Genomic DNA, 26,258 nt, shown 5'->3' on the forward strand with positions numbered 1-26,258 from the left:
CGGCGAGGGCCTGGTTCGTGGGTATTGGAAGAACGCCGGGGGCATCGCCCCCGGAGCGGGCCAAGGCCCGCGTGGGCACGGAGCAGGTGAACCTCACCGCTGCATAAATCAGATTAGTTCAGAGCCGTCCGCGCAGGGCCTTCTCGAAGATGCGGCTGTAGCTCTCCGCGTCGTAGCGAACCGGGTTGGTGCCTGCGGAGGGGTCGTCCTCTGCCATGCGTCCGACCTGTTCGATACGCGCATCGTCTATGCCGATCTCGGCCAGGCTGTGGGGGATGTCCAGCTCGCTGCGCAAGTGCACCACCCAGTCCAGCACCCCGGCGACGCCAGCCTTCGGCAGGCCCAGGTAGCGCGACAGGCGCGCCATGGGTCCTTCGATATGGGCGCGATTGGCCTGCAGGACGTAGGGCATCAGCACCGCATTGAGCAGGCCATGGTGGGCGTCGTACAGAGCACCGAGGGGGTGGGCCAGCGCATGCATGGCGCCCAGGCCACGCTGGAAGGCGGTAGCGCCCATGCTGGAGGCCACCAGCATCTGCAGACGGGCCTCGACATCGCTGCCCCTGGCGGTGGCGCGCGGCAGGTAGTCCTTGACCAGGCGCATACCCTCCAGGGCGATGCCCTCGGCCATGGGGTGATACAGCGGCGAACAATAAGCTTCCAGGCTGTGGGACAACGCGTCCATCCCAGTGGCGGCTGTGATCTTCGGCGGCAGGCCGAGGGTGAGCTCCGGGTCGAGGATCACGATGGCAGGCAACATCCTGGCGTGGAAAATGATGCGCTTGATATGCGCCTGGTCGTCGGTGATCACCGCGGCGCGTCCGACTTCCGAGCCGGTGCCGGCGGTGGTGGGTACCGCGACCACCGGTGCCATGCCGGCCACGTTTACCCGGCTAGCGTTGTCGCCGATGTCTTCGAAGTCCCAGAGCGGACGGTCCTGCCCCACCATCAGGGCGATGGCCTTGCCGGCGTCCAGGGCCGAGCCGCCGCCGAAGGCAATCACGCCGTCGTGGCCACCGGCCTTGAAGGCCGCCACGCCGTCCGTGACATTGGGCGCGGTGGGGTTGCCCTTGATCTGATGGAACAACCCGGCGTTCAGCCCACTGTCGCGGCACTGGCGCAGGGCGGCGTCGATCATGGGCAATGCCGCCAGGCCGGGATCTGTGACCAGCAGCGGCGCTGTCATGCCCAGTTCGCGGCAGGTCGCGCTCAGCTCGGCGATGCGGCCGACGCCGACGCGCACCGAAGTCGGGTAGTTCCAGTTCATGCGGAAATGGCTCGGGTCCATGGCGCGCCTCACAGGCTGGTCTTGAAGTGGAAGGACTTGGGCCGCGTCAGGTGCTCGAAGCCGACCCGCGACAGGCTGCAACCGCGTCCGGACTGCTTGACGCCGGTCCAGGCCAAGGCCGGATCAAGGTAGTCGCAACGATTGAGGAAAACGGTGCCGGCCTCCACCCGGTCGGCCAGTTGCAGGGCGGCAGCTTCGTCCTGGCTGAAGATGGCGGCGGTCAGGCCGTAGGGGCTGTCATTCATCAGGGCCAACGCCTCAGCGTCATCGTGCACCAACTGGATGCCCACGACTGGACCGAAGGACTCTTCGCTCATGACCCGCATGCCGTGATGGACATTGGTGAGCACTTGGGGCGCCAGGTAGGCACTACCGGGCCGGTCCAGCGGGAAGGCGGCCGGGTCCAGATGGGCTCGGGCGCCCTGCCCCAGCGCCTCGCTGATCTGCCCCCGAACGAATTCCGCCGCCTCGGCGCGCACCAGCGGCCCCAGGGTGGTTTCCGGGTCGTCCGAGCGGCCCAGGCGGTACTGCCCCACCAGGGCCACCGCCTGCTCGACGAAGGCGTCAAAGAGATCGGCATGCACGTAGATGCGCTCGATGCCGCAGCACGACTGGCCGGAGTTGAAAAAGGCGCCGTCGATGGCGGTTTCCACGGCATGGCCGAGGTCGGCGTCGGCGCGTACATAGGCCGGGTCCTTGCCGCCCAGCTCCAACCCGGAGCTGATGAAGCGCCCGGCTGCCGCGCGCTCGACCATGGCGCCACCGGCCACGGAGCCGGTGAAGGCGACGTGCCTGACCTCGGGTGCCTGGATCAGCCGTTCGGTGTAGTCGTGGGTGAGGTGCAGAAACTGGAGAACCCCCGGAGGCAGGCCGGCCTCAGCGAAGGCTTCGACCATGCGCTCGGCGCACAGCGGGGTCTGCGCGGAGTGCTTGAGCAACACGCAATTGCCCGCCAGCAAGGCGGGCACTACGGCGTTCACCGCGGTGAGGTAGGGGTAGTTCCAGGGCGCGATGACCAGGGCGAGGCCCAGGGGCTCGCGGCGAATCAGCCTGGTGAAGCCGGGCTTGTCCGGCAGGTGGATATCGGCCAGCGCCTCTTCGGCGATATCGGCCATGTAGCTCGCGCGCTCGATGAAGCCGCGAACCTCTCCCGGCGCGTAACGAATCGGCCGGCCCATCATCCAGCAGAGTTCTTCGGCCAATTGCGCCTCACGGGCGGCGAAGGCGCTTATGGCACGGCGGGTGATGGCGACGCGCTCGGACACCGGCGTGCCTTTCCAGGCACCGCGCGCGGACTCGGCCCGCGCCAATGCAGCGGCGACTTCCGCCGCCAAGGCCCAGGGGCGCTCCACATAGACGGAGCCATCGATGGGCGAGATTGTCTGCAACAGCTTGCTCATGGCACAGCTCCCTTGGATGCCTGCCTGAATCAGCCTAGCCAACGGCGTTACTGACCGAGGGTTTCCTTGAACAGCGCTTGCATGTCGGCCCAGGAGTTCTCGTCGGCCACTTTGCTGTAGCCGAGATCCGGCCCTTTCTCACTGCCATGGCCGGCATGGCTGAGGCGGTCGGCATCGGGGTTGGTGAAGCTGTGCTTGGCCTTGGGCTGGACGACTACCCGGTAGTCGGCGCCCGCCTTGTCGAACTCTTCTTTCAGGGCATTGACCGCGGCCAAGGGCACCAAGGTGTCAATCTCGCCATGCTCCACCAGCACCTTGGCCTTGACGCTGCCGGGCGTGGCCGGACTGGCGGTCGCCAATGGGCCGTGGAAACTGACCACGGCGGCCAGGGGCACGCCCTCACGGGCCATGTCCAGCACCACCTTACCGCCGAAGCAGTAGCCGATGGCGGCCAGCTTCGAGCCGTCGGTCTGCGGCTGCTGCTTGAGCAGGTCGAGGCCGGCGAGGAAGCGCGCCTTGGCGGCCGGGGCGCTGGCCGTGGCGCTCTTCATGAAGGCCTGGGCGTCGGCCGGATGCTCGGTGTTCTTGCCATCACCGTACATGTCGATGGCCAGGGCGCTGTAGCCGAGAGCCGCGAGGTCGCGGGCACGGCGCTTGACGTAGTCGTTGACGCCCCACCATTCGTGGACCACCACCACGCCGGGGCGCTTGCCGGTGATGGCGTCGTCATAGGCGTAGTAGCCGATGAGGGACGTACCGTCCGGACTCTTGTAGGGGATTTCGCGGGTCTTGATCTCGGCCTGGGCCAGGCCGGCGCCGAGAAACAGCGCGCACAGCAAAGCGATTCTGGACATGGAGCATTCCTCCAACCTGCAATGGTGAAGAACGACTGCATCCAGTGTCGCGGGTTTGCGGGATTTCGCCAGCGGCGGGAATGAATAGCCCTAGTCGGAGTAGCGACTGACTTCGATCAGGTTGCCGTCCGGGTCACGGAAATAGACCGACTCAATGGGCCCGAGGGCGCCGGTGCGCATCACCGGCCCCTCCTCCACCTCGACGCCCTGCTCCGCCAGGTGCTCCAGCACCCGCTCCAGGGGCCAGCGGGTGATCAGGCAGAGGTCGATGGCACCGGGCATGGGCTGGGCGGCCTTGGGCTCGAACTCCTTGCCGGCCTGGTGCAGGTTGAACTTCTGCTGGCCGAACGCCAGGGCGTGGCGACTGTTGCCGAAGGTTTCGTGACGCATTCCCAGCACCCGCTGGTAAAAGTCCAGGGTGCGGGGGATATCGGCAACGGTGAGCACCAGGTGGTCAAGGCGTTCGAGCATGGCGTCAGTCCCGGTCGAGCAGGTGGAAACGCGGCAGCGACAGCTTCCAGTGAATGGCCGCCAGCCGGATCATCAGCACCACCAGCATGGCCAGCGAGGTGCCCAGCCAGCCCGGCACCGCCACTTCGCGCAGGCCGATGAAGACCAGGGAGCCGGCGATGCAGGCGATGGCGTAGATTTCCTTCTGGAAGATCAGCGGCACCTCGTTACAGATGATGTCCCGCAGCACCCCGCCGCCAACGGCGGTGATCACGCCCATGATCACCGCCGTGCCCGGCTGCAGCTCATGCTGCAGGGCGACCTGGGTGCCGTAGACGGTGAATACGGCAAGGCCAAAGGCGTCGGCCAGCAGCAAGCCGGTTTCGTTGATGGGCCGGGTCAGGCGCACCCAGAGCACGGTGCCCACCGTGGCCAGGGAGGCGACCAGGATGTAGGTGTCGTCTCTGATCCAGCTCACCGGGTGGTTGCCGAGGATCACATCGCGCAGGGTGCCGCCACCCAGGGCGGTGATGATGGCGATGACCAGCACGCCGAACAGGTCCATGGACTTGCGTCCGGCCATCAGCGCGCCGGTGATGGCGAAGACCGCAACGCCGAACAGGTCGGACAGGTAGAAGAGTTTCTCCATCTGCAGGTCAGGCACCTACCGGAGTACGCATGGTGACGAACTCTTCGGCGGCGGTGGGATGCACGCCAATGGTTTCGTCGAAGATGCGCTTGGTCGCGCCCGCCTTGAGCGCCACGGCCAGGCCCTGGACTATCTCGCCCGCTTCCGGGCCGACCATGTGGCAGCCGAGGACACGGTCAGTTTCGGCATCCACCACCAGCTTCATCAGGGTGCGTTCCTGGTTCTCGGTAAGGGTCAGCTTCATCGGCCGGAAGCGGCTTTCGAAGGTCTTCACCTTGCAGCCCTTGGCGCGCGCCTGCTCTTCGGTGAGTCCGACGGTGCCGATATTCGGCAGACTGAACACGGCGGTGGGAATGTGCTCGTAGTCCACCGGCCGATACTCCTCGGGCTTGAACAGGCGCCGGGCGACGGCCATGCCTTCGGCCAGGGCCACCGGGGTGAGCTGCACGCGGCCGATCACGTCGCCCAGGGCGACGATGGAGGGCTCGCTGGTCTGGTACTGGGCGTCGACCTTGATGAAGCCGCGCTCGTCCAGTTCGACGCCGGTGTTCTCCAGGCCGAGGTTGTCGAGCATGGGGCGCCGGCCAGTGGCGTAGAAAACACAGTCGGTTTCCAGGTGGCGGCCGTCCTTGAGGGTGGCCAACAGGCTGCCGTCGGCCTGTTTCTCGATGCGGGCGATGTCGGCATTGAACTGCAGGTTCAGGCCCTTCCTGCCCAACTCGTCGCGCAAGTGGTGGCGCACGGCGTCGTCGAAACCACGCAGGAACAGCTCGCGGCGATAAAGTTGCGTGGTCTGGGCACCCAGACCATGAAAAATGGAAGCGAACTCGACGGCGATGTAACCGCCACCCACCACCAGCACGCGCTTGGGCAGGCGCTCGAGGAAGAAGGCTTCGTTGGAGCTGATCGCGTGCTCGCGGCCGGGGATGTCGGGAATCTGCGGCCAACCGCCGGTGGCGATAAGGATGTGCCTGGCCGTGCAACGCTGGCCGGCGACTTCCACGGTGTGCGGGTCGATCAGCTTGGCGTGGCCTTCCAGCAGGGTGACGCCGCTGTTCACCAGCAGGTTGCGGTAAATGCCGTTGAGGCGCTGGATCTCGCGGTTCTTGTTGGCGATCAGGGTCGACCAGTCGAAGCCGGCATCTCCCAGGGACCAGCCGAAGCCTTCAGCCTGTTCGAAGTCATCGGAAAAGTGCGCACCGTAGACCAGCAGCTTTTTCGGCACACAGCCGACGTTGACGCAGGTGCCCCCCAGGTAGCGGCTTTCGGCGATGGCAACGCGGGCCCCGAAGCCGGCCGCGAAACGCGCCGCACGCACACCGCCGGAACCGGCACCTATGACGAAGAGGTCGAAATCGTAAGCCATGGCAAGTCTCCAGAAACAAGCCGCCAGCATACCGGAAGATCTGTCTCTGGCCAGTTGCCGGGCCTATCCTTGAGGCATCGAGAAGGAGATTCCCATGCGTCCGACCCTCACCCATGTGGCCCTGCATGTACCGGAGCTCGAGCCCTGCGTCCGTTTCTACGCGGACTTCTGCGGCATGCACGTGATCCACGAACGCGCGGGCAAGGGCTCGAAGATCGTCTGGATGGCGGAGCCCGGCAAAGAGCACCAGTTCATCTTCGTCATCATGCCCGGCGGCCAGGACCGCAACCTCGCCGCCGACGACTACAGCCACTTCGGCTTCGCCGTGGACAGCCGCGAACGCGTCGACGCCATAGCCGCCCAGGCCGAAGCCGCAGGCTGCCTGGTCTGGGCGCCGCGGGACGAGCCCTACCCGGTGGGCTACTACTGCGGCCTGCGTGATCCGGCGGGCAACTATGTGGAATTCAGCTATGGGCAGCCGCTGGGGCCAGGGTCAGAGGCGCTGCCGATTCCCTGAGACGTGCCGAGGGGAAGGCTATCGCTGTAGGGGCGAATGAATTCGCCTCTACAGAAGACCACCGGCGGCGGAAACAAAAAGGCCGCCCAAAGGCGGCCTTTCCACTGGCGGGGCCCGATCAGTAGGCCTTGCCGGTCTTGTAGAGGTTCTCGAAGCAGTAGTTGGTGGCTTCGATATAGCCTTCCGCGCCACCGCAGTCGAAGCGCTTGCCCTTGAACTTGTAGGCCAGCACGCAGCCGTCCTGGGCCTGCTTCATCAGCGCGTCGGTGATCTGGATTTCACCGCCCTTGCCCGGCTCGGTCTGCTCGATGAGCTGGAAGATGTCCGGGGTCAGGATGTAGCGGCCGATGATTGCCAAATTGGACGGCGCGTCTTCGGGCTTGGGTTTTTCCACCATGCTGTTCACCCGGAAGATGTCGTCGCGGATCATCTCACCGGCGATCACGCCGTACTTCGAGGTTTCTTCCGGCGGCACTTCCTGGATGGCGACGATGGAGCAGCGGAACTGGTTGTAGAGCTTGACCATCTGGGTCAGGACGCCGTCGCCTTCCAGGTTCAGGCAGAGGTCGTCCGCCAGCACCACGGCAAAAGGCTCGTCGCCGATCAGCGGACGGCCGCTGAGGATGGCGTGACCCAGGCCCTTCATCTCGACCTGGCGGGTGTAGGAGAAGCTGCACTCGTCGATCAGGCGGCGGATACCGACCAGGTATTTCTCCTTGTCGGTGCCCTTGATCTGGTGTTCCAGCTCGTAGCTGATATCGAAGTGGTCCTCCAGCGCGCGCTTGCCGCGACCGGTCACGATGGATACTTCGCTGAGGCCGGCATCCAGGGCCTCTTCAACACCGTACTGGATGAGCGGCTTGTTCACCACTGGCAGCATTTCCTTTGGCATCGCCTTGGTGGCCGGCAGGAAGCGGGTACCGTAACCGGCGGCGGGGAACAGGCATTTCTTGATCATTTCGAACCTTGAGAGGTGGGTTTTGGGCGGATCGCCGCGCAGTCTAATCAGGCGGCACTCGCCTTACAATGCCCGCTTGCGGGCCGTCCTATGCCCCGGTACAGGAACCCTGCTTCGGCCAGCTGCGCCGGCTCGTAGAGATTGCGTCCATCGAAAACCACGGGCATGCGCATAAGACCACGAATCCGCTCGAAGTTCGGCTGACGGAATTGCTTCCACTCGGTGACCAGGACCAACGCATCGGCACATTCGGTGACAGCGTAGGGCGAATCCAGCAGGCGCAACTGGCCCGTTTCAACCGCCTTGGGATAGCGCGCGGCGACGCCGGCATTGGCCGCCGGGTCATGAGCCTGGACCCGCGCACCGGCCTGCAGCAGGGCATCCAGCAGCACCAGGCTGGGGGCTTCGCGCAGGTCATCGGTGCCCGGTTTGAACGCCAGCCCCCAGAGTGCGACCACCCTGCCCTGCAGGAAGCCGTTGAAGTGCTCGCGCAGGGCCTGGAACAGCAAGGTCTTCTGCAGCGCGTTGCGGGCCTCCACGGCGCGCAGGATGCCGGGCTCCATGCCTTCCTGTTCGGCGGTACGGATCAGCGCGCGGACGTCCTTGGGAAAACAGGAGCCGCCATAGCCGCAACCGGCGTAGATGAAATGGGTCCCGATGCGCTTGTCGCTACCGACTCCGCGGCGCACGTCTTCGATATCCACGCCAAGCCGCGCGCAGATGCCGGCCATTTCGTTCATGAAGGAAATCTTGGTGGCGAGGAAAGCGTTGGCGGCGTACTTGCTGAATTCCGCCGCGCGCACGCCCATGCTGAGCAGCCGTTCGTGGTTACGCAGGAAGGGAGCGTAGAGGCGGCGCAGTTGTTCCGCCGCGTCGGCATCGTCGCATCCGATGATGACGCGGTCGGGGCGCATGAAGTCGTCGATCGCCGACCCTTCTTTGAGGAACTCGGGGTTGCTCGCGACCTGGACCTTGAAACCCAGGCCACGGACCGACAGACCTGCATGAATGAGTTGGGCGACCCGTTCCGCCGTGCCCACCGGGACGGTCGACTTGTCCACCACCAGGCAGGCGCGCTTGAGGCTGGCGCCCAGTTCATCGGCTACCGCCAGCACATGGGAAAGATCAGCGGCCCCATCTTCGCCACTGGGGGTGCCAACTGCGATGAATACGATATCGGCCTGGTCTACGCCCTCGTCGATCCGCGCGGTGAAGGTCAACTGACCACTGGCGAGCTGGGCCTGGAGCATGGTTTCCAGACCGGGTTCGTAGATGGGCGCTTGGCCGCGGGCCAGCCGTGCCAGGCGGAAGGGGTCGCGCTCGACACAAGCCACCTGGTTGCCCATCTCGGCGAAACAGGTCGCTGTCACCAGACCCACATAACCCGCACCGATCACGCATAGCCGCATGGATAGACCCTCCGCTTGTGATAAGCGGATTCCATCCAAGCCCCATGGCAGGGCTGTGACACTGGCATGACAGTACCGAGAAACAAGAACGGCCCGATCGGGCCGTGCTTTCAGGAATACTGCGGGAGATCCTTGAGCTCCAATTCCACCAGGGCTTCATTGCCCTCGTAGGGGATAGGCATGTCGCCGTAGACGGCCAGTTGCTCCCAGTGCTGGTCGAGCCCAGCACCTATGGCGGCCAGGTGGTCGATCATGCGCCCTCCCGCACTCTTCACGGCGGGGTCGTCGCTGCGCATCATCTCGAAGGACATTTCACTCATCGCAGCGGTCAGGTGCGTGAGACTCCGGGTGGTCAAGCTGAGTAACCGCACCAACTGCTGCTCTTTCGATTCCATTCGCATCCCCTCTTCCACCTGATCCATTCAGGTTCCTCTAAAGCTAGCCGAATTGCACAACGGATGCGCCACCTGGGCACACCGCAACTTCAGCCTTAGTCCGTTCGCGGCGTGAAAGGTTCTGCGCTCACGCGAGCCGATTCCTACAGCCTGGCAACTGCCGATCATATAGAAAAGCGCTTAACCCAGATATCGCCGCCTGAAACGAACGGGCCCGCACATGGCGGGCCCGGAATTCGTAGTAGGTGGCCGGCGCTGGTTTCCGGCTTGCAAGGTTTTTCGGGCATCTGACAGAAGCATGTCACCTCTTCTGCTTCACACGGCGTAAGGGCTGGATCTCATCGGGGAGATCTTTCTAACCGTGTACCCTTGGGAACGTCGCCCCACGTTTCCTCGCTATCCACTTGCGCATCAGTCTGCGTATCCACCTACCATTTTTTAGATTAGCAATGCCCCCACGAATCGGCCCGGCGTTCTTAGACTGTTTTCTTCCAGCTGCGACAAGGCCAGGAATTGAACGTGAGATACCCTGCTCCGCAATTGAAGACACTGGTCAGTTCAATTGGAGGAAAGATGCGCAACGCTTTGATTTTGAATGGTGCCCGGAGCGGGACTCGAACCCGCACGACCGAAGGTCGAAGCATTTTAAGTGCTCTGCGTATACCGATTTCGCCATCCGGGCCGGAGGGGGGGTTGGTGCAGGGCGCTGATTTAAGCCCAAATAAAATTTCGAATCAATCACTTAGGCGCAGAACAGTGGCCAAATGAATCCGGGCCGCGAACTTGAAGCAAAAGAACGCTGCCGCAACCTCACATTTCTCGCAGGCAAAAAAAGCCCCGTAGACTTTTGATCTACGGGGCTTTTTAGATGGAGGCCGAAGTCGGAATCGAACCGGCGTACACGGATTTGCAATCCGCTGCATGACCACTCTGCCATCCGGCCTAAACGAAGACGCCGCTGGCGGCGGCGTCATCGCGTGAAACTGGAGCGGGAAACGAGACTCGAACTCGCGACCCCGACCTTGGCAAGGTCGTGCTCTACCAACTGAGCTATTCCCGCTTTGTCTTGGTGACGGGCGCCATTCTATAGGAACAGAAACGCTCGTCAACCCCTTGATTCAAAAAACTTTTATTTTTCCTGCGGGTCGGTGCTGAGGTGCGGCCAGGCCGCCAGCAGATAATGCAGCATCGACCACAGTGTCAGGGCTGCCGCCAGGATCAGCAGGAAATAGCCGATGGCCACCCAGAAAGTGAACAGCGGAGGGTTGGCCAGCAGGATGACCAGCGCCACCATCTGCGCCGCAGTTTTCCACTTGCCGAGGTTGGATACCGCGACATGGGCGCGAGCACCGAGCTCGGCCATCCATTCGCGTAGCGCAGACACCACTATTTCGCGACCGATGATGGTAGCCGCCGGCAGGGTCAGCCAGAGGTTGTGATGCTCTTCCACCAACAGCACCAGCGCCACGGCCACCATCAGCTTGTCCGCCACCGGGTCGAGGAAGGCGCCGAACGGTGTGCTCTGCTGCCAGCGCCGGGCCAGATAGCCGTCGAACCAGTCGGTGACCGCGGCAATGGCGAACACTGCGCTGGCTGCCAGATAGCTCCAGGAGAACGGCAGATAGAACAGCAGGATGAAGACGGGAATGAGCAGTACGCGCAGAACGGTGAGCAGGTTTGGAATATTCATCGTTACGGCTGGTTCTGAAGGAAGGCCGCATTCTACTCGCTGTGAAGGGCTGCATAAATCGACTCAGCAAGCTTTTTGCTGATGCCGGGCGCCTTGGCGATCTCCTCGATGCTGGCACGGCTCAGCTCCTGTAGTCCGCCAAAATGCTTGAGCAGCTCACGGCGGCGCTTGGGCCCTACTCCGGGCACTTCCTCCAGGCTGGAGGTGCGACGCGCCTTGCCACGTCGTGCGCGGTGCCCGGTAATGGCGAAGCGGTGCGCTTCATCGCGGATCTGCTGGATCAGGTGCAAAGCCGGAGAGTCCGCCGGCAGGGTGAACTCGTGGGCGGCGTCGTTCAGGTAGAGGGTTTCGAAACCAGGTTTACGGGTCACTCCCTTGGCTACACCGAGAAGGATGAGCTCGGGAACCGCCAGCTCCTGCAGGACCTCCTGGGCCATGGTCAGCTGGCCCTTGCCGCCGTCCACCAGGAGCACATCGGGCAGTTTGCCCTCCCCGTCTTTCAGCTTGCTGAAACGGCGCGACAACGCCTGGTGCATGGCCGCGTAGTCGTCGCCGGCGGTGACGCCTTCGATGTTGTAGCGGCGGTAGTCCGACTTCAGCGGACCTTCCGGCCCAAACACCACGCAGGAGGCCACCGTGGCCTCGCCGCTGGAGTGGCTGATGTCGTAGCACTCGAGGCGCTGGGGCGCTTCGTCCAGCCCCAGGGCTTCGGCCAGGGCTTCGAAGCGCGCGGCGGTGTGCTGCCGGTTGGCCAGCCGCGCGGCCAGGGCCTGCTCGGCATTGGTGACCGCAAGCTGCTGCCAGCGAGCACGGGTGCCGCGCACTCGATGGCTGATATCCAGCTCCCGGCCACGCAATTCGGCCAGGGCTGCGATCAGCGTGGGGAAGTCTTCATGGGTGGTATTGACGATCAGTTCGCCGGGCAGATCGCGCTCCTGGTTGCCCAGGTAGTACTGGCCGATGAAGGCCACCAGCACGTCGGCCGACTCCTCCTCGATGGCCACCTGCGGGAAGAAATTCTTGCTGCCCAGCACACGCCCGCCACGCACGCTGATCAGGTGGACACAGGCGCCGCCCGGCGTCGCAATGGCGGCGACCACATCGATATCGCCGGTGCCGCCTTCCATGCTCTGCTGGTCCTGGACCCGGCGCAGGATGCCGATCTGGTCGCGGAGTTCGGCAGCACGCTCGAAGTCCAGACGCTGCGCCGCCTCCTCCATGCCGGTCGAGAGCTCCTGGGTCAGTGCATTGCTGCGCCCCTCGAGGAACATCACCGAGTGGCGTACGTCCGCGGCGTATTCGGCAGGGTCCACCAGCCCAACGCAGGGCCCCTTGCAGCGCTTGATCTGGTACTGCAGGCAAGGCCGGGTGCGGTTCTTGAAGTAGCTGTCCTCGCACTGACGGACCAGGAAGGCCTTCTGCAGCAGATTGAGGCTTTCGCGGATGGCGCCCGCGCTGGGATAGGGGCCGAAGTAACGGCCCTTCTGCTTCTTGGCTCCACGATGGATGCTCAGGCGTGGGAAGTCGCCCTCGCTGAGATGCACATAGGGATAGGACTTATCGTCCCGCAACAGGATGTTGTAGGGCGGCCGCCATTCCTTGATCAGCGTCTGCTCCAGAAGCAGCGCCTCGGTCTCGTTGGCGGTGATGGTGGTTTCGACCTGGGCGATCTTGCCCACCAACGCGGCAGTCTTGGGCGCCAGGCCGGTTTTGCGGAAATAGCTGGCGAGACGCTTCTTGAGGTTCTTCGCCTTGCCTACATAAAGCAGTTTGCCGCCGGCATCGAGCATCCGGTAAACACCCGGACGCCCGCTGCAGGCGGCGAGGAAAGCACTGGCATCGAAGGAGTCGGACATCTTAGCTGACGGCGTCTACCATGCCGTGTCGGACGGCCAGCAACGCCAGTTCGACGTCACTGGAAATGGATAGCTTGTCGAAGATCCGATAACGGTAGGTATTAACCGTCTTGGGCGACAGGCAGAGCTTGTCGGAGATGCTCTGCACCTTCTGGCAGTTGGCGATCATCAAGGCGATCTGGATTTCGCGCTCGGACAGCAGGTCGAAGGGCGAGCCATTCGCTTGCGGCTGGAACGACTTGAGCGCCAATTGCTGGGCGATCTGCGGGCTGATGAAGCGCTGGCCGGCAAAGACCTGGCGGATCGCCTGGATCATTTCCTCCAGACCGGCGCCCTTGGTCAGATAGCCCGCCGCACCGGCCTGCAACAGCCGGGTCGGGAAAGGATCTTCCTCGCAGGCGGTAACCGCCACCACCTTGAGGTCGGCATTGCTGCGCAGAAGCTTGCGGGTCGCCTCCAGGCCGCCGATGCCGGGCATCTTGACGTCCATCAGGACCACGTCAGGCTTGAGCTCCCTCGCTTTCTTGAGCGCTTCTTCGCCACTGTCGGCCTGTCCCACCACCTGCAGGCCATCGACATCGGCCAGCATGCGGGTAATCCCCGTTCTTACCAGATCGTGGTCGTCGACCACCAGCACCCTAATCAAGCGACACCTCTCAGTGCATCGCGCGCTGCCGCTGCAGCAAGCTTGTTCGAATGAGGTTCACATTAGCAAATGACCGGAGAATGACCTAGCGCCAGTTGCTGGTGACCGCCAATCGGCAAGCGTCAATTTTCCATCCACTGATTTTGCGTCGGGACCGAAAACAGGCACGAGCGAATAATGAAAGCGAATATTTTACCGCTACTTGCGCCATTTAGTTGAGGTGAAATTTGAAAATGTCGGCACCAGGAAACGGAGGGCGCCCCTGTAAACCAGGAGACACCCTCGCGAATTTTCTTCAGGAACTTGCGCCCCATTCACGATCGACGTGGTTCAGCGTGGACAGTATGTGCTGCGACCCGGTCAGCGCTGGCGCCATGGTCCAGCGCTGGTAGTTGTCATTGCCCATGCGCACCAGGCCGGTGTGGCTGGTCAGGTTTCTATCGATCTCCGGGTCGATGTCATAGAAGCCCAGGCTGAAGCGAACGGCTTCTATATCCTCCGGGTCGCCGGTCAGGAACTGCCAGCCCTGGCCAATGCGGTATTTCTCCGCATAGGCCTTGAGCACGTCCGGCGTGTCCAGCAACGGCTGCAGGGTAATGGAATGCATGAAGACACTCCGTCCTGCCCTATCCCCCAGCAACTGCTGGAGCTGACGCAGATTTGCCGTCATGGTCGGGCACTTGCCGGTGCACTGGGTGTACATCATGTTGAAGGTGACGACCTTGCCGCGGATAAGGTCGTCGTAGAACTTCACCTTGCGGCCATCCTGGGTATAAAGCGTGACATCGGGGAACGGGATGGCGCCTGCGCCATTTCCGGGAGCGGCTTCGACTCGCCCGCCGGCGCCGCGCGTGGCCGCCCACCCCGCCAGCAGAGCAGCGGCGCCGCCAATTCCAGCCAACATGGTTCTTCGCGTGTTCATGGTGATTCCTCCCACTTCAAGGGTGCTCCGCAGCCAGCCTCAGACGATGTCCCAGCGCAGCATCATCGCGTGGTCTTCGTGGATCAGGTTGTGGCAATGCATGGGGTACTTACCCTTGTAATCGCGGAAGCGCAGGAATATCCGCAACGTCGTGAAAGGCTCTACCACATAGACATCCTTGCGCCCTTGCTCATGGGCCGGTATGGGGACGCTCACGCCCTTGACGATCTTCTCGATAATTCGCCCCTCCTCGAAGTGGATGTGGATGGGGTGGGTCCAGCCGTCGTCGACGTTGGAGAGTTCCCAGATCTCGTAACCGCCCTTGGGGATCTGCGCCCTCGGGTTGTTCACATCGACGAACTTGCGATTGATCGCCCACATGCCCTTGTCACGCTCGAAGATCCAGCGCCGCACCGGCGCGGAGTTGATTTCGGCCTGCGTGACCAACGGCAAGGGGCGCAGGGTCGCCGGTACACGGCTCAGGTCCTGGGCCGGCGGGTAGCGGTCGACGATGATCTTCAGCACCCGTTCGCCGGGGTCCTTGATGTCCTTGGGTCCGCGGGTCAGGTCCTGGCGCACCCGATTGACCAGGTACAACTGGGTGCCGATCAGGTACTTGGAAAAGTCGACAACAATGTCGGCGCGCTCGGCAACGCCGATGCTCACGTCGGTCCGGTTCAGCAGTGGCGCGGCGAAGAGATTGCCGTCATTGGCGATATGGGCAAACTTCTGCATCAAGTTGTTAGGCGAAACCAGGGCGAAATTATAGAAACGACTAGGCCCCGTGTTCAGCAGACGGAAGCGATACTTGCGTGCAGCCACCCGCAGCACGGGTTCAATGCGGCCATTTACCAACACCTTGTCGCCCAGCACCCCTTCCGGGCTCACCTGGTCGTAGAACAGCTTGCCGCTGGCATCGAATCGCCGGTCGTTGAAGTTGAGCGGATAGTCATACGGATGGCTGGGTAACCGTAGCGCGCTGGGGTTCGAATCCGCCTCATTACCTGAATCCAGCTCGTCGAATAGGTAATAGAAACCGGCCAGCCCCAGGTAGAGATTGGGCGCTGTGAAGTCCAGGGTGTGGTCATGATAGAACAGCGTGCCCAGCGCTTCGGTGGGGTCGCCTACCAGGTCCTGACGAGCTTCGAACCCGGCCTTCACATTGGAGTACAGGTGATCCTTGAATTCGCCGTTCGCAGACAGGGTCGGGCCGTGCTTGTTTGGGCTGTAGTAATCACCCGGGAAGCCGTCGCTCTCCGAACCGCAGTGCAAGTTGTGCAAGTGGGTGGAGATTTCCGGCGTACCGAACCCCACATGGTTCTGCGGCAGCTTGTTATGGATGCGACAAATCAGCGGGCGCCCGTAACGCGCGAAGAAGGTCGCGCTAGGCATGGTCAAGTCCGGCGTGTTCGCCTGGTAACCCCAGATACGCTGCGGCGGGTAGGACGGGCTGTAGACCCAGTCATTGCGCTCTTTGGCGCTGATCTCGTAGAGCAATGCGCCCGGCGCGAACTGCGCCCAGCGCTGGTGCGGATTGCGCCCCGCCTCACCGGCGGCGATGTTGGCCGCTTCGGTTGGTGCTGGACTGAGGGACGCCACGGCAGGCACCGGATTCACCTGGGTGGGTAGTTCGTGAGCCCAGGGGACAGTCGCCGGGCTGGGCGGGAACACCGGCGGCGCCGTTTCGGCCCGGGCCTTTCGCCCGGTCATCAGCAGAGGCGCCGCCATCGCCACCGCCGTCAGTTTCAAGAATTTCCTTCTCCCCTCGCCGTCTGCCGAATCCTCCGGCCGACCTGTTGCATGCTCGCAGTCGGGGCGTTTCATGACTCTCTCCAGTTGCTGGCCCTCGACACTGGACGGATGCTTCAAGGCATCTCTATGGAAACTGCACCAGTGAAGTTATGGGCAATTGAGCTTCGCTCGTTTTGTTTAGCGCCGCAGAACGTCAATAACATGACTAAAGTGCATTTGTATCAAAATGTAAATTGCCGATTGTCATCATATTGACAATCCTCAAGAGTCAACCTGAAACGCCTGAACTAGAGCCTTTCGCAGGGGAAAAAAAGCTTTAACTGCAGCTACCGCTCAGGGATGAACGGTCACACAGATCGCAGAGGGAAATAAGTGAGAGCGGAATCTCGTGAAATCCGGGCCAGATCGGAGGGATCTATAGGCGTGAAACGGCATAAAGTTGGCGACACGAAAATGGCATACGCAACCAATCAGGAGACACGTCAATATTCAGTCACGCATCGAACACAGATGCAGCGAGGGACGTTGCCAGGGCTGCTGCTGACGCAACCAGGGATGCCGCCAAAGATGCTGCAGATGCAGCCAGAGAAGCTGACGAAGACGCCGCCGATGCCGCCCGAGTGGCTGCGGAGGATGCCCCTGACGCGCGGGACGCCGATGTCGTCGAGGCAGAACCTGAACCCAACAACGTGCCCGACGCACTGGATATCGACGTGGTAGAGGTACCTTCAAACCTCCCCCCCACTCACCTGCTGGAGCCACGCCTGAACCGGCTCCAACTCGTTCTCCACCCCAAACCAGGGTCGCGACCACCTCCGGCACACCGCCCTGCAACAGTCACCAGCCGCTCCTCGATGATTCGTTGCAAACCAGCTCAGTCAGGGGCTCTCCTTGCCCACCGAAACGATCCGTTTCGACTTCAAGGTTGCGCAATCGGCAAGGTACGGCTATCAAAAATGTTCCACTTCTACCTACTCAAGGAGTTCCACCATGAGTGCACGCTTCTCGGTGAAAAGGGTCCCACGAGCACAAGCCAAAGGGATCAGAAATGGTGAAATTATCGGAGGAACCGCGCTTGATGCTTACTGGTACCGGATCATCGACAGGGCTACTGGCGACTATGTCGGCGGCAAGCATGAACAAGAGACCCTGGCGATGGGTGAATGCGAGAGGCTGAACACCAGGACCTAGTGTATGAACGCCGTACCTAGGCGGGGCCCCGCTCAGAGCGGGGCTCTTGAAACATACCCAGCCAATGGATTCGATCTGAATCACCTTCGAGGCCTTTAGCAGCACTGCGTCGAGTCTACCGAAGGGGACAACTTACTCCCTTGCGAGCCAGATTCTCAGCGACATACGGCCTCGCCGGAATGAATAGCTGATTCACTCGGTCACAGCTTCACGGCTAGGGTGCCAAGCACTGTGCCAAATTCATCAGCAAGGACGCTCCCGATGCTGACAGGCGTAGCTCCGGCTGGCAGTGCAGCCTAGGCCACCGTATCAAGGAGCAACGTCAGCCCCGCATCCAAGAACCGGAATCGGGAGATTGCGGGGTCATGAAAGAAGCGAATATGAAGCTGTAGGAGCACCCCAACCCGTAGTCGCGTGAAGTCCTGACTGGATAAGATGGAGTCTTCACGCCATGACAAGGAGGCCTCCATGCGCACCGCCCTGCTGCTACTCGCTGCCGTACTCCTGACTGGGTGTGCAGCCGACCTGACCAAGGAGGAACCGTTGCCCCAACTCGACTTGCCCTCCGAGGCCAGATCGCAGCTGATCGTCAACTTCAAGGCCGGCAACAATGTGTTCAGGAACGCCTACTGGGACCAGTTCAAATCCTCTTGGCGCGCGGCCATACAGAGTGAAGCTTCGACCTACGGGTATTCCGTAACGGAGCAGGTCGGCCCCATTTCGACCGCGCCCACTCCGGGCTTGCTCCTGGTAATCAAGGTGAATGACTTCCGCTATGTCACCGAGTCCGAGCCCGCAGACGACGCCTGGGTGGATGCAAGGGTCATCTACTTGGACGCGCAGACGGCCAAGGAGTATGGGGAGCGCAGCTACAACACCAGCTCTCCCTCCTGGGAAGGCATTTCCTCAGCGATGACCGATGTGCAGATCCAGGCATTTGCCAAGGGCATCGTTGACGAAATTCGGTCCGCCGATAGCACGTCCGAACCCAGCCAGATCGCACCCAAAATCTCGACGGCCCGCGCAACTGACCCCGCACCCACAAGAGAGCTGCAACTCGAGCAACTGAACCGCGAAGGCCTGAGATACGAGGAGTACCAGCGGCGGTATCGGGAGATTGTGGGAAATTGAAAAACAGGCCGCCAGTAAGCTGATGCAGCCTCGCAAACTCCCCACTGAAGAGAATGTGGTCATGTGCGACCAAGCTATCCGCAGTGCTCGAGTATTCAGGGTCGACCGTGCCATGGACAACGTGCGGAACGACTTCCCCGACCTGATCGAACCGATAAGCGGGCGATAGACCGGTAGCCAAGGGACTAAGCGGCCTTCAGCGCGTGCCCCTGCCCTGGCGGCGTACCCCATTGGTCGCTTTAGTCGCCACACCGGCGTCAGGGGTGTAATGGTGAAACTTCACCCTCCCCTCAAAAGAGGAGGTCGCAATGACTAGACGAGACTTCCCGGAACACTCGGCCTGGGCCGAAACCCGCGTCAACGGCAATTACGCCCTCGCCTTCATCGCCGTCCAGCCGCTTGAGGACATGTCCGGCTCACGGCTTCACCTCGTATACGACCACGCACACTTCGCTACCCGAACTGACGCCCACAAGGCAGCAGAAGATGCCCTAAGCAAGATGATCGGCGTCGATTCCTACGGCCTTCCACTGTTCGGCCCCCAGGAGCGCTAACAAGGCGCGGTAACAGCTAGCGTCCTCAAGAAGGCGCACCCCTGCCGCCGAGACTTTCCCGCCCTTTAGAGGTCACGGCGGCTTCTTTGTGTCAGCCCATCCGTGCCAGCTCGCGCTTCACCACGCCAGGTACTCAGGCGGGTTCAGCGCGAAGATCGGGTCATGCGCCCAATCCGTCCATTTCGCCTTGCACTTCGAAAGCTGGCACACCTGGCCGGCTGGCTGCCGCAGAACCGCCTTTTTCAACAGAATCGGCCAATAGCTGCCTGCTGGAACGGGCCACACCCGACCCAAGGCAGACACGTATTTTCACTCGCCCAGGAGCACAGTGAATCTCAGTTGAAGGACCAGCTCCATCGGTAGTACACAGAACCCCGTCCCCTGCTCGCACGGGGTTTTGTGTTTCTAGGTCAAGAATTCTTGCCCATACCTGGCGCGCCGCCCTGCATGGGAACAAATGCATTCTCAACCCGATCGACAAACCGCTCGTACACGGTTAAACCGCCACGCTTAGGCTCGAACTTTGGCTTTTTCCGCTTCCTCAATCTCTGCAGTGCCACCTGAGCAGCGGTTTCTCTGCCTTCGATGATCTTCGTCGCTTCCTCGATGCTGAGAGCTCTCAGAGGTCTTCGAGTGGTACCCGCCGGAGAAGCGACGGGCCGAAAGCGGCCAGAAGCAGGCGGTCTGTCATATAAATAAATCCGTGTGCGCCCCCCTTTTTCGCGGGTCCGCATAACGATGGCGGACCTTCCAGCCCCCTCTCCCACCGTTTGTCCCCCCCCGCTCCACTCCTCGCTTGAAACCGCGGCGAGTCGATCTACCGTCTACGTGGAACCGCATGGAAGCGCCCGTCTCTGGAGGTAGCACATGCAAAGCTATGCGACGTTGACCCGCCTCATTCAAAAGGGGATCGAGGCAATCAAGAAAGGGCCTGCGCGGCTCGACTTCAAGGGCTGGACCGGATTCGCTTTGACCTCCGCGGGAATTCTGCTGGCCGCTCAGGTGGTTCGATCCAACTCGGAGGTCGTCCTGACCCCGTTGGAGCAACTTGGCAAGGAACTGTTCTTCGACAGCATCTCGCAGCCGGCGAAATCGCAGTCTTGCGCCGCCTGCCACCTGCCCGATGCCGGGTGGACCGGAGGCGTTGCCGGCGTCAACATGCATGGGTCCGTCTTTCGCGGCGCCGATCGGCATCTCTTCGGGAACCGCAAACCACCGAGTTCGGCTTACGCGACGTTCAGCCCGCTGTTTCACCTGGCGAATCCGGCCACCGGGAGGTTCGTCGGTGGTAACTTCTGGGACGGCCGCGCGACGGGCGAGTTGCTCGGAAACCCGGCCGCTGACCAGGCGCTAGCCCCTTTCCTCAACCCTGTTGAGCAGAATAACCCGACCCGGGAGGCCGTCTGCGAGCAAGTCGCCAGGTCGCAATACGTCGCGCTGTTCGAGCAGGTCTGGGGGGCGGGTTCACTCGACTGCAGTACTGGCGGGATCGAAGGGACCTACGCCCGGATCGGCCTATCCATCGCCGCATACGAAGGCTCACGGGAGGTCAGCCCCTTCAGCTCGAAGTTCGATGCATACTTCACGGCGTGCCTCGAAGCTGGCAACGCTTTCGCCGCTTGTGGGCGTCCAGCGGAGGGCGACAGGAGCGTTCTGGACCCGAGGGGAATCCTCACCGACAAGGAGTTCCACGGGCTCACCAAGTTCGGACAACACTGCTCGGCCTGTCACGTGAGCCATATCCCGGGGCCCAACGGAGAGCCACCGCTTTTCACCAGCTTCGGCTTCGCGAACATCGGCACGCCGAGGAACCCGGAAAACCCGTTCTACGACATGGACACGGTGTTTCTGGACGATGGGACGCCCATCAATCCACTTGGCGAGGACTTCGTCGACTTGGGCTTGGGCGGCTTCCTGCGCACCCGGCCGGAGTGGGCTCCCCTGGCTGAGGCAAACGACGGGAAGTTCAAGTTTCCGACTGTGAGAAACGTTGATCAACGCCCCGGCGTCGGGTTTCCGAAGGCCTACATGCACAACGGTGCTCTCCGGACGCTCGAAGACGTAGTCCACTTCTACAACACTCGGGACATTCCGTCCGAGAACTGGCCGCCACCCGAGGTGCCCCAGAATGTCACGCGAGGAAATTTCGGCGGCGTCCCCTTGGGCAACCTTCAGCTCGACAAAGAGGATGAGGACGCCATCGTTGCTTTCCTCAAGACCCTGTCGGACGGCTTCGTCAACGATCGCAATAAGGGGGACACCCAATAGCCGGCCCTTCGTCAAGACCGAAACCATGCATGCCCTGCCGTTGCTTGTCGGCAGGGGTTGTTCGTTTCCAAACCTGATTGGTTGATCCGGTCGAGTCCGTTTCCTCATTCCTGGCTACGACCGAGTCGCGCCTGTCACCCATATGGATCAAGCGGCAAGGCTGGCCCTACTGCTTACCGCCCTGGCGGTAATCCACCCCAGAGAAATGTTGGTGCCGCCGAAGTGTCCGGGTGCGGTCACAGACCTGCATAGCAATAGGGGACACCGACGATTAATTTCGCTTCTGCTTGATCATTCAAGCCAAAACCGTGGTCTGTTCCCTACTGATTAATGGGTCGCCTGCTACCGGTCGTTACTACGGTATGTGCTGGTCGCTCCGCATGGAAGCGAGTGGTTAGGTTGGCAAAATCACGCAAATAGCTCAGCCCATCCGCGCCAGTTCGCGCTTCACCAGGCTCTGGTACTCCGGCGGGTGCATCGCATCGATCTGCTCGTACGCCCAGTCCTTCCACTTCGCCTTGCGCTTATCCTTCTCGGCCCAGATTCGGCCAGCCTCGACCTTCGCCCTTTCATTGTTCTGCTCCCAGAACTCGAACAGCCGCGCCTTCTCGTCCTCCTGGGCCTGGCGTTCATCCTGGGGCAGCTTGGCGAGGTTGTAGGACATGGAGACTCCGATGGGTTGATTGGGGCGCCAGTGTAGCCCGGCCTGGCCCCTGCCCCATCCACCGCTGAGCGCACTGCTTGACCGGCAGGGCATCAGAATGGCGCCTCGGCCAGGTTCTCCACGACCATCTCCACCGGCTCTTGCCATCCCTCTTCGAGTAGTCGCCGATGGCCGCAAGATACACCTCAATGGCATCGGCCAACTCCGTGTGCCGGATAGCCACCTCATCTCCGGCAAATACAGCGACTATTGCGCCGAGGGTTGCAAGCCTCTCGTTCAGCGATTCGCCCTTTGCTACAGATCTGAGAAAAACGTCGAGGTCAGTCAGAACCTGAACGTATTTGTCCTCTAATCGGTGGCGCGCGGCCTCGCGCTCTGCCCTACGGTCCTTACTTTTGGCGCTGATATTGCCGAGAGCCTGGGGAACCTGATCAAGCAGATGGCCGCGCGTAACGCGGAGCATACGAGCCCGTACCTGATTGTCAGCGAGCGTGGGAAGCGCGTGACGAAGTCGATGCTGCGGCTGCGCTGGGATGCCGCACGCGACCTGGCAAAGCGCGCAGCTGTTGAGGGCGGGGATGATCAGCTGGCGACCCGGATCGCCCAGTTCCAGTTTCGGGACATTCGTCCCAAAGCTGCCTCGGAGATCACGGACCTGAAAGAGGCCAGTCGCCTGCTCGGGCACACGGAAGAAGAGCTCACGGAGCGCGTTTACCGACGCGTCGGCGCGATCGCCAAGCCTTCCAGGTAGCCGAAGTGTCGGAACTCGCTCCAAATCTTTTCGGAACTCATGGCCCGAGACGGCGCCGACTATGATCTACAAACAGCCGACCAGAAACGCAAAAGCCCCGAAACTCGGGGCTTTCAGCTATAAAGATGGCGGAGGCGGTGAGATTCGAACTCACGGAAGGGTCTCCCCTTCGGCGGTTTTCAAGACCGCTGCCTTAAACCACTCGGCCACACCTCCGCTTGCGCGGGCCGCCATACTACCGGAACGCAACACGCTGTCAAACTCTTGCAATTGGCGCTTTCAGGCCCTCTGTTATGATCCAGAACGGACCAAGGTCACGGAATCAACTTTCGGGAGTGTCGCGATGAACGAACAGAACTATGCCCTCAACCCTGCACAGGCCGCGCAGCTGGAAGTCAGCCGCGTCCTGCGCAATACCTACGGGCTGCTGGCCCTGACACTTGCGTTCAGCGGCCTGGTCGCCTATTTCGCCCAGCAGATGCGCGTGCCCTACCCCAGCATCTTCGTGGTGCTGATCGGTTTCTACGGGCTGTTCTTCCTGACGGTGAAGCTGCGTGACTCCGCCTGGGGTCTGGTCTCCACCTTCGCCCTCACCGGCTTCATGGGCTACACCCTGGGCCCGATCCTCAACATGTACCTCGGCATGCCCAATGGCGGCGAAGTGGTCAGCTCGGCTTTCGGCATGACCGCCCTGGTGTTCTTCGGCCTGTCCGCCTACGTGCTGACCACCCGCAAGGACATGAGCTTCCTCGGCGGCTTCATCACCGCCGGCTTCTTCGTCCTGATCGGCGCCATGCTGGCCAGCATCTTCTTCAACATCAGCGGCCTGCAGCTGGCGATCAGCGCGGGTTTCGTGATCTTCTCGTCGGTCTGCATCCTCTTCCAGACCAGCGCCATCATCCATGGCGGCGAGCGCAACTACATCATGGCCACCATCAGCCTCTACGTGTCCATCTACAACCTGTTCATCAGCCTGCTACAGCTGCTTGGCATTTTCAGCAGCGACGACTGATCGCCTGCCTCCTCGGACTAGCCCGCTTCGGCGGGCTTTTTTCTGCGCGCGGGCGGGCAAAAGAACGCGTCTGGCCGTATCATTCCAGCTGTTTTCCATTCGCCCGAGCGACCATGAAATTCGCCATCGCCCTGTTCGCCCCGCCCCATGCGCCCTCCTCCCGGCGTGCCCTGCGCTTTGCAGAGGCCTGCCTGGCCGGCGGACATGAAATAGCCCGCCTGTTTTTCTACCAGGACGGGGTACACAGTGCCTCCGCCAATGTCGTAGCCCCTCAGGACGAACCAAACCTCTCCGCGGAATGGAGCACCTTCGTTCGCGAACACCAGCTCGATGGCGTCGTCTGCATCGCCGCAGCGTTGCGCCGTGGCGTGCTTAATGCTGAGGAAGCGCAGCGTTATGCACGGCCGGCGACCAACCTGGCGGAGGGCTGGGAGCTGTCCGGCCTGGGCCAGCTGCACGAGGCCGCACAGATGGCCGATCGCCTGGTCTGCTTCGGAGGCAACTGACATGAAGTCCATGCTGATCATCAGCCGCCAGGCACCCTGGACCGGGCCGTACGCCCGCGAGGCGCTGGATATCGCGCTTGCCGGAGGCGCCTTCGACCTTCCCCTGGGAATGCTGTTTCTCGATGACGGGGTATTCCAATTGGTCGCTGCCCAGCAGCCGACAACCCTCCAGCAGAAGGACCTGACCGCCAACCTGCAGGCCCTGCCGCTGTTCGGCGTGGAATCGCTGTACGTCTCGGCTCGCAGTCTGCAGGAACGCGGCCTGGAATCCGCCGCTCTGAACCTGGCGGTGGAAGTCCTCGACGACAGCGCCCTGACCGCCCTTATCGATCGTTTTGACCAGGTGCTCACCCTCTGATGGCCACCCTGCACATCCTTTCCCATTCTCCCTTCGCCGACAGCCGCCTGGGCAGCTGCCTTCGCCTGCTGGGACCGGGTGACGGCCTGCTGCTCAGCGGCGACGCCGTGTATGCCCTGCAGCCCGGCAGCGTCGCCCGCCAGGCGCTGGAGCTGATGCCCGAGAGCATCGCCCTGCACGCCCTTGCGGAAGACCTCGAAGCTCGCGCCTTGCTCGACCGCCCGCATCGTTTGAATGCGGTGGACTACCCGGCCTTCGTCGAGCTCTGCTGCCACTACGACAAGGTGAACAGCTGGTTATGAGCGAATTGCTGATTGAAGGCCGCAGCATCCCGCTGGACAAGGACGGCTACCTCCGGGAGCTGGCCGACTGGTCCCCGGCCGTGGCCCACGCCCTGGCCGAGCGCGAAGAGCTGGAATTGCAACCGGAGCACTGGGAAATCCTCGATCTGCTGCGCGGCTTCTACGCCGAATTCCAGCTGTCCCCGGCCAACCGTCCGCTGGTCAAGTACGTGGCGCAGAAGCTCGGCCCGGACAAGGGCAACAGCCTGCACCTCAACCGCCTGTTCAAGGGCGCGCCCGCCAAGCTTGCCGCCAAGCTCGCCGGCCTGCCCAAGCCGACCAATTGCCTATGAACCTCATAACACCTCCGGAACACCCCTTCGCCCAGTTCGTCCGCATGCTCGGCAAAGGCAAGCGCGGCGCGCGCAACATGACACGCGAGGAAGCCCGCAATGCCATGGGCATGCTCCTCGATGGCCAGGTGGAAGACACCCAGCTCGGCGCCTTCCTCATGCTGCTGCGGCACAAGGAGGAGAACGCCGAGGAACTGGCAGGCTTCACTGAGGCCTTCCGCCAGCGCAACCAGGCACCGGAAATCGCCGTCGACCTCGACTGGCCGAGCTATGCCGGCAAGAAGCGCCACCTGCCCTGGTACCTGCTCGCCGCCAAGGCCCTGGCCGACAGCGGCCTGCGCATCCTCCTGCATGGCGGCGGCGCCCACACCGCCGGGCGGCTCTACAGCGAACAGCTCCTGGAGCTGCTGGACATCCCCCTCTGCCAGGACTGGCAACAAGTGGCCCAGGCCCTGGAGGAGCGCCAGCTGGCGTTCATCCCCCTCGGAGCCTGGGCACCACAGCTGCAGCGGATGATCGACCTGCGCAACACCCTTGGCTTGCGCTCCCCCATTCATTCCCTGGCACGCATCCTCAACCCGCTGGGCGCACGTTGCGGCCTGCAAAGCATCTTCCATCCCGGCTACCAGGGCGTGCACCGGGAGGCCAGCCAACTGCTCGGCGATCACGCCATTGTGATCAAGGGCGAAGGTGGCGAGATCGAGGTCAACCCCGATGGCACCTGCCACCTCTACGGCACCACGAATGGCCAGGCCTGGGACGAGGAATGGCCGGCGCTTTCCGCCCTGCGCCACGTGAAACCGGAAAGTCTGGATGCAAGCCAGTTGGTGGCTGTCTGGCGCGGCGAAACGGAGGATGACTATGGCCAGTTGGCCATCCACTCGACCATGGCCTTGGCCCTTCACGGCCTTGGCATGGCGCGCGAGCAGGCCTTCGAAGAGGCCCGGCGCCTTTGGGGTGCGCGCAAGCTATCGACCTGACTGATAAGTAGGTGCACCTATTTGCGCTTTTCTATCGATCAGCAGCCGATAGACTGG

At 62.4% G+C, this 26,258-nt stretch carries 26 protein-coding genes, 4 tRNA genes and 1 pseudogene; 12 read left to right on the top strand and 19 right to left on the bottom strand.

Annotation, left to right across the window (positions count from 1 at the left end; all coding sequences use genetic code 11):
• Positions 1 to 118: 118 nt before the first annotated feature.
• The 6 genes from E8F12_RS28900 to gorA form a co-directional block, all read right to left on the bottom strand.
• Complete coding sequence (locus E8F12_RS28900) at positions 119 to 1,288, bottom strand: iron-containing alcohol dehydrogenase (RefSeq protein WP_280328646.1); 1,170 nt, start codon at positions 1,286 to 1,288, stop codon at positions 119 to 121.
• A gap of 8 nt (positions 1,289 to 1,296) precedes the next feature.
• Positions 1,297 to 2,688, bottom strand: coding sequence for an aldehyde dehydrogenase family protein (locus E8F12_RS28905; RefSeq protein WP_280328647.1), 1,392 nt, complete (start codon positions 2,686 to 2,688; stop codon positions 1,297 to 1,299).
• Positions 2,689 to 2,735: 47 nt separating this feature from the next.
• Positions 2,736 to 3,542 carry a dienelactone hydrolase family protein gene (locus tag E8F12_RS28910; RefSeq protein ID WP_280328648.1) on the bottom strand — a complete coding sequence of 269 codons (807 nt, stop codon included), beginning with the start codon at positions 3,540 to 3,542 and terminating at the stop codon, positions 2,736 to 2,738.
• A gap of 90 nt (positions 3,543 to 3,632) precedes the next feature.
• Positions 3,633 to 4,013: a VOC family protein gene (locus tag E8F12_RS28915; protein WP_280328649.1), complete on the bottom strand. Its 381-nt coding sequence runs from the start codon at positions 4,011 to 4,013 to the stop codon at positions 3,633 to 3,635.
• Between the two features lie 4 nt (positions 4,014 to 4,017).
• Entirely contained in the window at positions 4,018 to 4,641 is a 624-nt protein-coding gene (locus E8F12_RS28920) for a trimeric intracellular cation channel family protein (RefSeq protein ID WP_280328650.1), read from the bottom strand.
• Positions 4,642 to 4,648: 7 nt separating this feature from the next.
• Complete coding sequence (gorA, locus tag E8F12_RS28925; protein WP_280328651.1) at positions 4,649 to 6,007, bottom strand: glutathione-disulfide reductase; 1,359 nt, start codon at positions 6,005 to 6,007, stop codon at positions 4,649 to 4,651.
• 94 nt (positions 6,008 to 6,101) lie between these two features.
• On the opposite strand from gorA, the gene E8F12_RS28930 reads away from it, so the two are divergent.
• Positions 6,102 to 6,524, top strand: coding sequence for a VOC family protein (locus E8F12_RS28930; RefSeq protein WP_280328652.1), 423 nt, complete (start codon positions 6,102 to 6,104; stop codon positions 6,522 to 6,524).
• A 118-nt stretch (positions 6,525 to 6,642) separates the two neighbouring features.
• Here the strand turns inward: E8F12_RS28930 and galU are convergent, their stop codons facing one another.
• The 11 genes from galU to E8F12_RS28985 all read right to left on the bottom strand — a co-directional run bounded on the left by galU (position 6,643) and on the right by E8F12_RS28985 (position 16,128).
• A complete protein-coding gene (galU, locus tag E8F12_RS28935; RefSeq protein ID WP_280290693.1) occupies positions 6,643 to 7,482 on the bottom strand; it encodes a UTP--glucose-1-phosphate uridylyltransferase GalU in 840 nt (279 codons plus the stop codon).
• Positions 7,483 to 7,529: 47 nt separating this feature from the next.
• Complete coding sequence (locus tag E8F12_RS28940) at positions 7,530 to 8,891, bottom strand: UDP-glucose/GDP-mannose dehydrogenase family protein (protein ID WP_280328653.1); 1,362 nt, start codon at positions 8,889 to 8,891, stop codon at positions 7,530 to 7,532.
• Positions 8,892 to 9,001: 110 nt separating this feature from the next.
• Positions 9,002 to 9,286: a hypothetical protein gene (locus tag E8F12_RS28945; RefSeq protein WP_280328654.1), complete on the bottom strand. Its 285-nt coding sequence runs from the start codon at positions 9,284 to 9,286 to the stop codon at positions 9,002 to 9,004.
• 596 nt (positions 9,287 to 9,882) lie between these two features.
• A tRNA-Leu gene (locus E8F12_RS28950) sits at positions 9,883 to 9,968 on the bottom strand.
• 187 nt (positions 9,969 to 10,155) lie between these two features.
• Positions 10,156 to 10,229, bottom strand: a tRNA-Cys gene (locus E8F12_RS28955).
• Positions 10,230 to 10,270: 41 nt separating this feature from the next.
• A tRNA-Gly gene (locus E8F12_RS28960) sits at positions 10,271 to 10,346 on the bottom strand.
• Between the two features lie 69 nt (positions 10,347 to 10,415).
• Positions 10,416 to 10,976 carry a CDP-diacylglycerol--glycerol-3-phosphate 3-phosphatidyltransferase gene (pgsA, locus tag E8F12_RS28965; protein ID WP_280290695.1) on the bottom strand — a complete coding sequence of 187 codons (561 nt, stop codon included), beginning with the start codon at positions 10,974 to 10,976 and terminating at the stop codon, positions 10,416 to 10,418.
• A gap of 32 nt (positions 10,977 to 11,008) precedes the next feature.
• Positions 11,009 to 12,832 carry an excinuclease ABC subunit UvrC gene (uvrC, locus tag E8F12_RS28970; RefSeq protein ID WP_280328655.1) on the bottom strand — a complete coding sequence of 608 codons (1,824 nt, stop codon included), beginning with the start codon at positions 12,830 to 12,832 and terminating at the stop codon, positions 11,009 to 11,011.
• 1 nt (position 12,833) lies between these two features.
• Entirely contained in the window at positions 12,834 to 13,478 is a 645-nt protein-coding gene (gene uvrY / locus E8F12_RS28975) for a UvrY/SirA/GacA family response regulator transcription factor (protein WP_280290697.1), read from the bottom strand.
• Between the two features lie 295 nt (positions 13,479 to 13,773).
• Entirely contained in the window at positions 13,774 to 14,400 is a 627-nt protein-coding gene (locus tag E8F12_RS28980; protein ID WP_280328656.1) for an SCO family protein, read from the bottom strand.
• Between the two features lie 39 nt (positions 14,401 to 14,439).
• Complete coding sequence (locus E8F12_RS28985; RefSeq protein ID WP_280328749.1) at positions 14,440 to 16,128, bottom strand: multicopper oxidase domain-containing protein; 1,689 nt, start codon at positions 16,126 to 16,128, stop codon at positions 14,440 to 14,442.
• Positions 16,129 to 17,142: 1,014 nt separating this feature from the next.
• On the opposite strand from E8F12_RS28985, the gene E8F12_RS28990 reads away from it, so the two are divergent.
• The 4 genes from E8F12_RS28990 to E8F12_RS29005 all read left to right on the top strand — a co-directional run bounded on the left by E8F12_RS28990 (position 17,143) and on the right by E8F12_RS29005 (position 21,296).
• Positions 17,143 to 17,343 (top strand): hypothetical protein, encoded by a 201-nt coding sequence (locus tag E8F12_RS28990; protein ID WP_280328657.1) that lies wholly within the window; start codon positions 17,143 to 17,145, stop codon positions 17,341 to 17,343.
• 468 nt (positions 17,344 to 17,811) lie between these two features.
• Positions 17,812 to 18,474 (top strand): hypothetical protein, encoded by a 663-nt coding sequence (locus tag E8F12_RS28995; protein WP_280328658.1) that lies wholly within the window; start codon positions 17,812 to 17,814, stop codon positions 18,472 to 18,474.
• A gap of 308 nt (positions 18,475 to 18,782) precedes the next feature.
• Positions 18,783 to 19,028: a hypothetical protein gene (locus E8F12_RS29000; protein ID WP_280328659.1), complete on the top strand. Its 246-nt coding sequence runs from the start codon at positions 18,783 to 18,785 to the stop codon at positions 19,026 to 19,028.
• Positions 19,029 to 19,895: 867 nt separating this feature from the next.
• Positions 19,896 to 21,296 carry a cytochrome c peroxidase gene (locus E8F12_RS29005; protein WP_280328660.1) on the top strand — a complete coding sequence of 467 codons (1,401 nt, stop codon included), beginning with the start codon at positions 19,896 to 19,898 and terminating at the stop codon, positions 21,294 to 21,296.
• A 421-nt stretch (positions 21,297 to 21,717) separates the two neighbouring features.
• Here the strand turns inward: E8F12_RS29005 and E8F12_RS29010 are convergent, their stop codons facing one another.
• The gene (locus E8F12_RS29010) at positions 21,718 to 21,960 is read right to left on the bottom strand and encodes a hypothetical protein (protein WP_280328661.1); all 243 of its coding nucleotides are present in this window, start codon (positions 21,958 to 21,960) and stop codon (positions 21,718 to 21,720) included.
• Between the two features lie 415 nt (positions 21,961 to 22,375).
• Between E8F12_RS29010 and E8F12_RS29015 the strand changes: the two are divergent.
• Positions 22,376 to 22,711: pseudogene (locus tag E8F12_RS29015) on the top strand (integrase); the annotation flags it as partial.
• Positions 22,712 to 22,837: 126 nt separating this feature from the next.
• Here E8F12_RS29015 and E8F12_RS29020 read toward each other — a convergent pair.
• Positions 22,838 to 22,927 (bottom strand) — tRNA-Ser (locus E8F12_RS29020).
• Positions 22,928 to 23,054: 127 nt separating this feature from the next.
• On the opposite strand from E8F12_RS29020, the gene E8F12_RS29025 reads away from it, so the two are divergent.
• The 6 genes from E8F12_RS29025 (at position 23,055) to E8F12_RS29050 (ending at position 26,201) form a co-directional block, all read left to right on the top strand.
• Positions 23,055 to 23,723 (top strand): Bax inhibitor-1/YccA family protein, encoded by a 669-nt coding sequence (locus E8F12_RS29025; RefSeq protein ID WP_280328662.1) that lies wholly within the window; start codon positions 23,055 to 23,057, stop codon positions 23,721 to 23,723.
• A gap of 113 nt (positions 23,724 to 23,836) precedes the next feature.
• A complete protein-coding gene (gene tusD, locus E8F12_RS29030; RefSeq protein ID WP_280328663.1) occupies positions 23,837 to 24,229 on the top strand; it encodes a sulfurtransferase complex subunit TusD in 393 nt (130 codons plus the stop codon).
• A gap of 1 nt (position 24,230) precedes the next feature.
• Positions 24,231 to 24,587, top strand: a complete 357-nt coding sequence (gene tusC, locus E8F12_RS29035; RefSeq protein WP_280328664.1) for a sulfurtransferase complex subunit TusC — start codon at positions 24,231 to 24,233, stop codon at positions 24,585 to 24,587.
• Positions 24,587 to 24,889, top strand: coding sequence for a sulfurtransferase complex subunit TusB (gene tusB, locus E8F12_RS29040; RefSeq protein ID WP_280290710.1), 303 nt, complete (start codon positions 24,587 to 24,589; stop codon positions 24,887 to 24,889). The genes tusC and tusB overlap by 1 nt, the downstream gene beginning before the upstream one ends.
• A complete protein-coding gene (locus E8F12_RS29045; protein WP_280290711.1) occupies positions 24,886 to 25,221 on the top strand; it encodes a TusE/DsrC/DsvC family sulfur relay protein in 336 nt (111 codons plus the stop codon). The genes tusB and E8F12_RS29045 overlap by 4 nt, the downstream gene beginning before the upstream one ends.
• The gene (locus E8F12_RS29050; protein WP_280328665.1) at positions 25,218 to 26,201 is read left to right on the top strand and encodes a glycosyl transferase family protein; all 984 of its coding nucleotides are present in this window, start codon (positions 25,218 to 25,220) and stop codon (positions 26,199 to 26,201) included. The genes E8F12_RS29045 and E8F12_RS29050 overlap by 4 nt, the downstream gene beginning before the upstream one ends.
• The last annotated feature ends 57 nt before the right edge of the window (positions 26,202 to 26,258 follow it).

Origin of the sequence: Pseudomonas sp. BN102, assembly GCF_029871245.1 — a bacterium.
GTDB lineage: Bacteria > Pseudomonadota > Gammaproteobacteria > Pseudomonadales > Pseudomonadaceae > Metapseudomonas.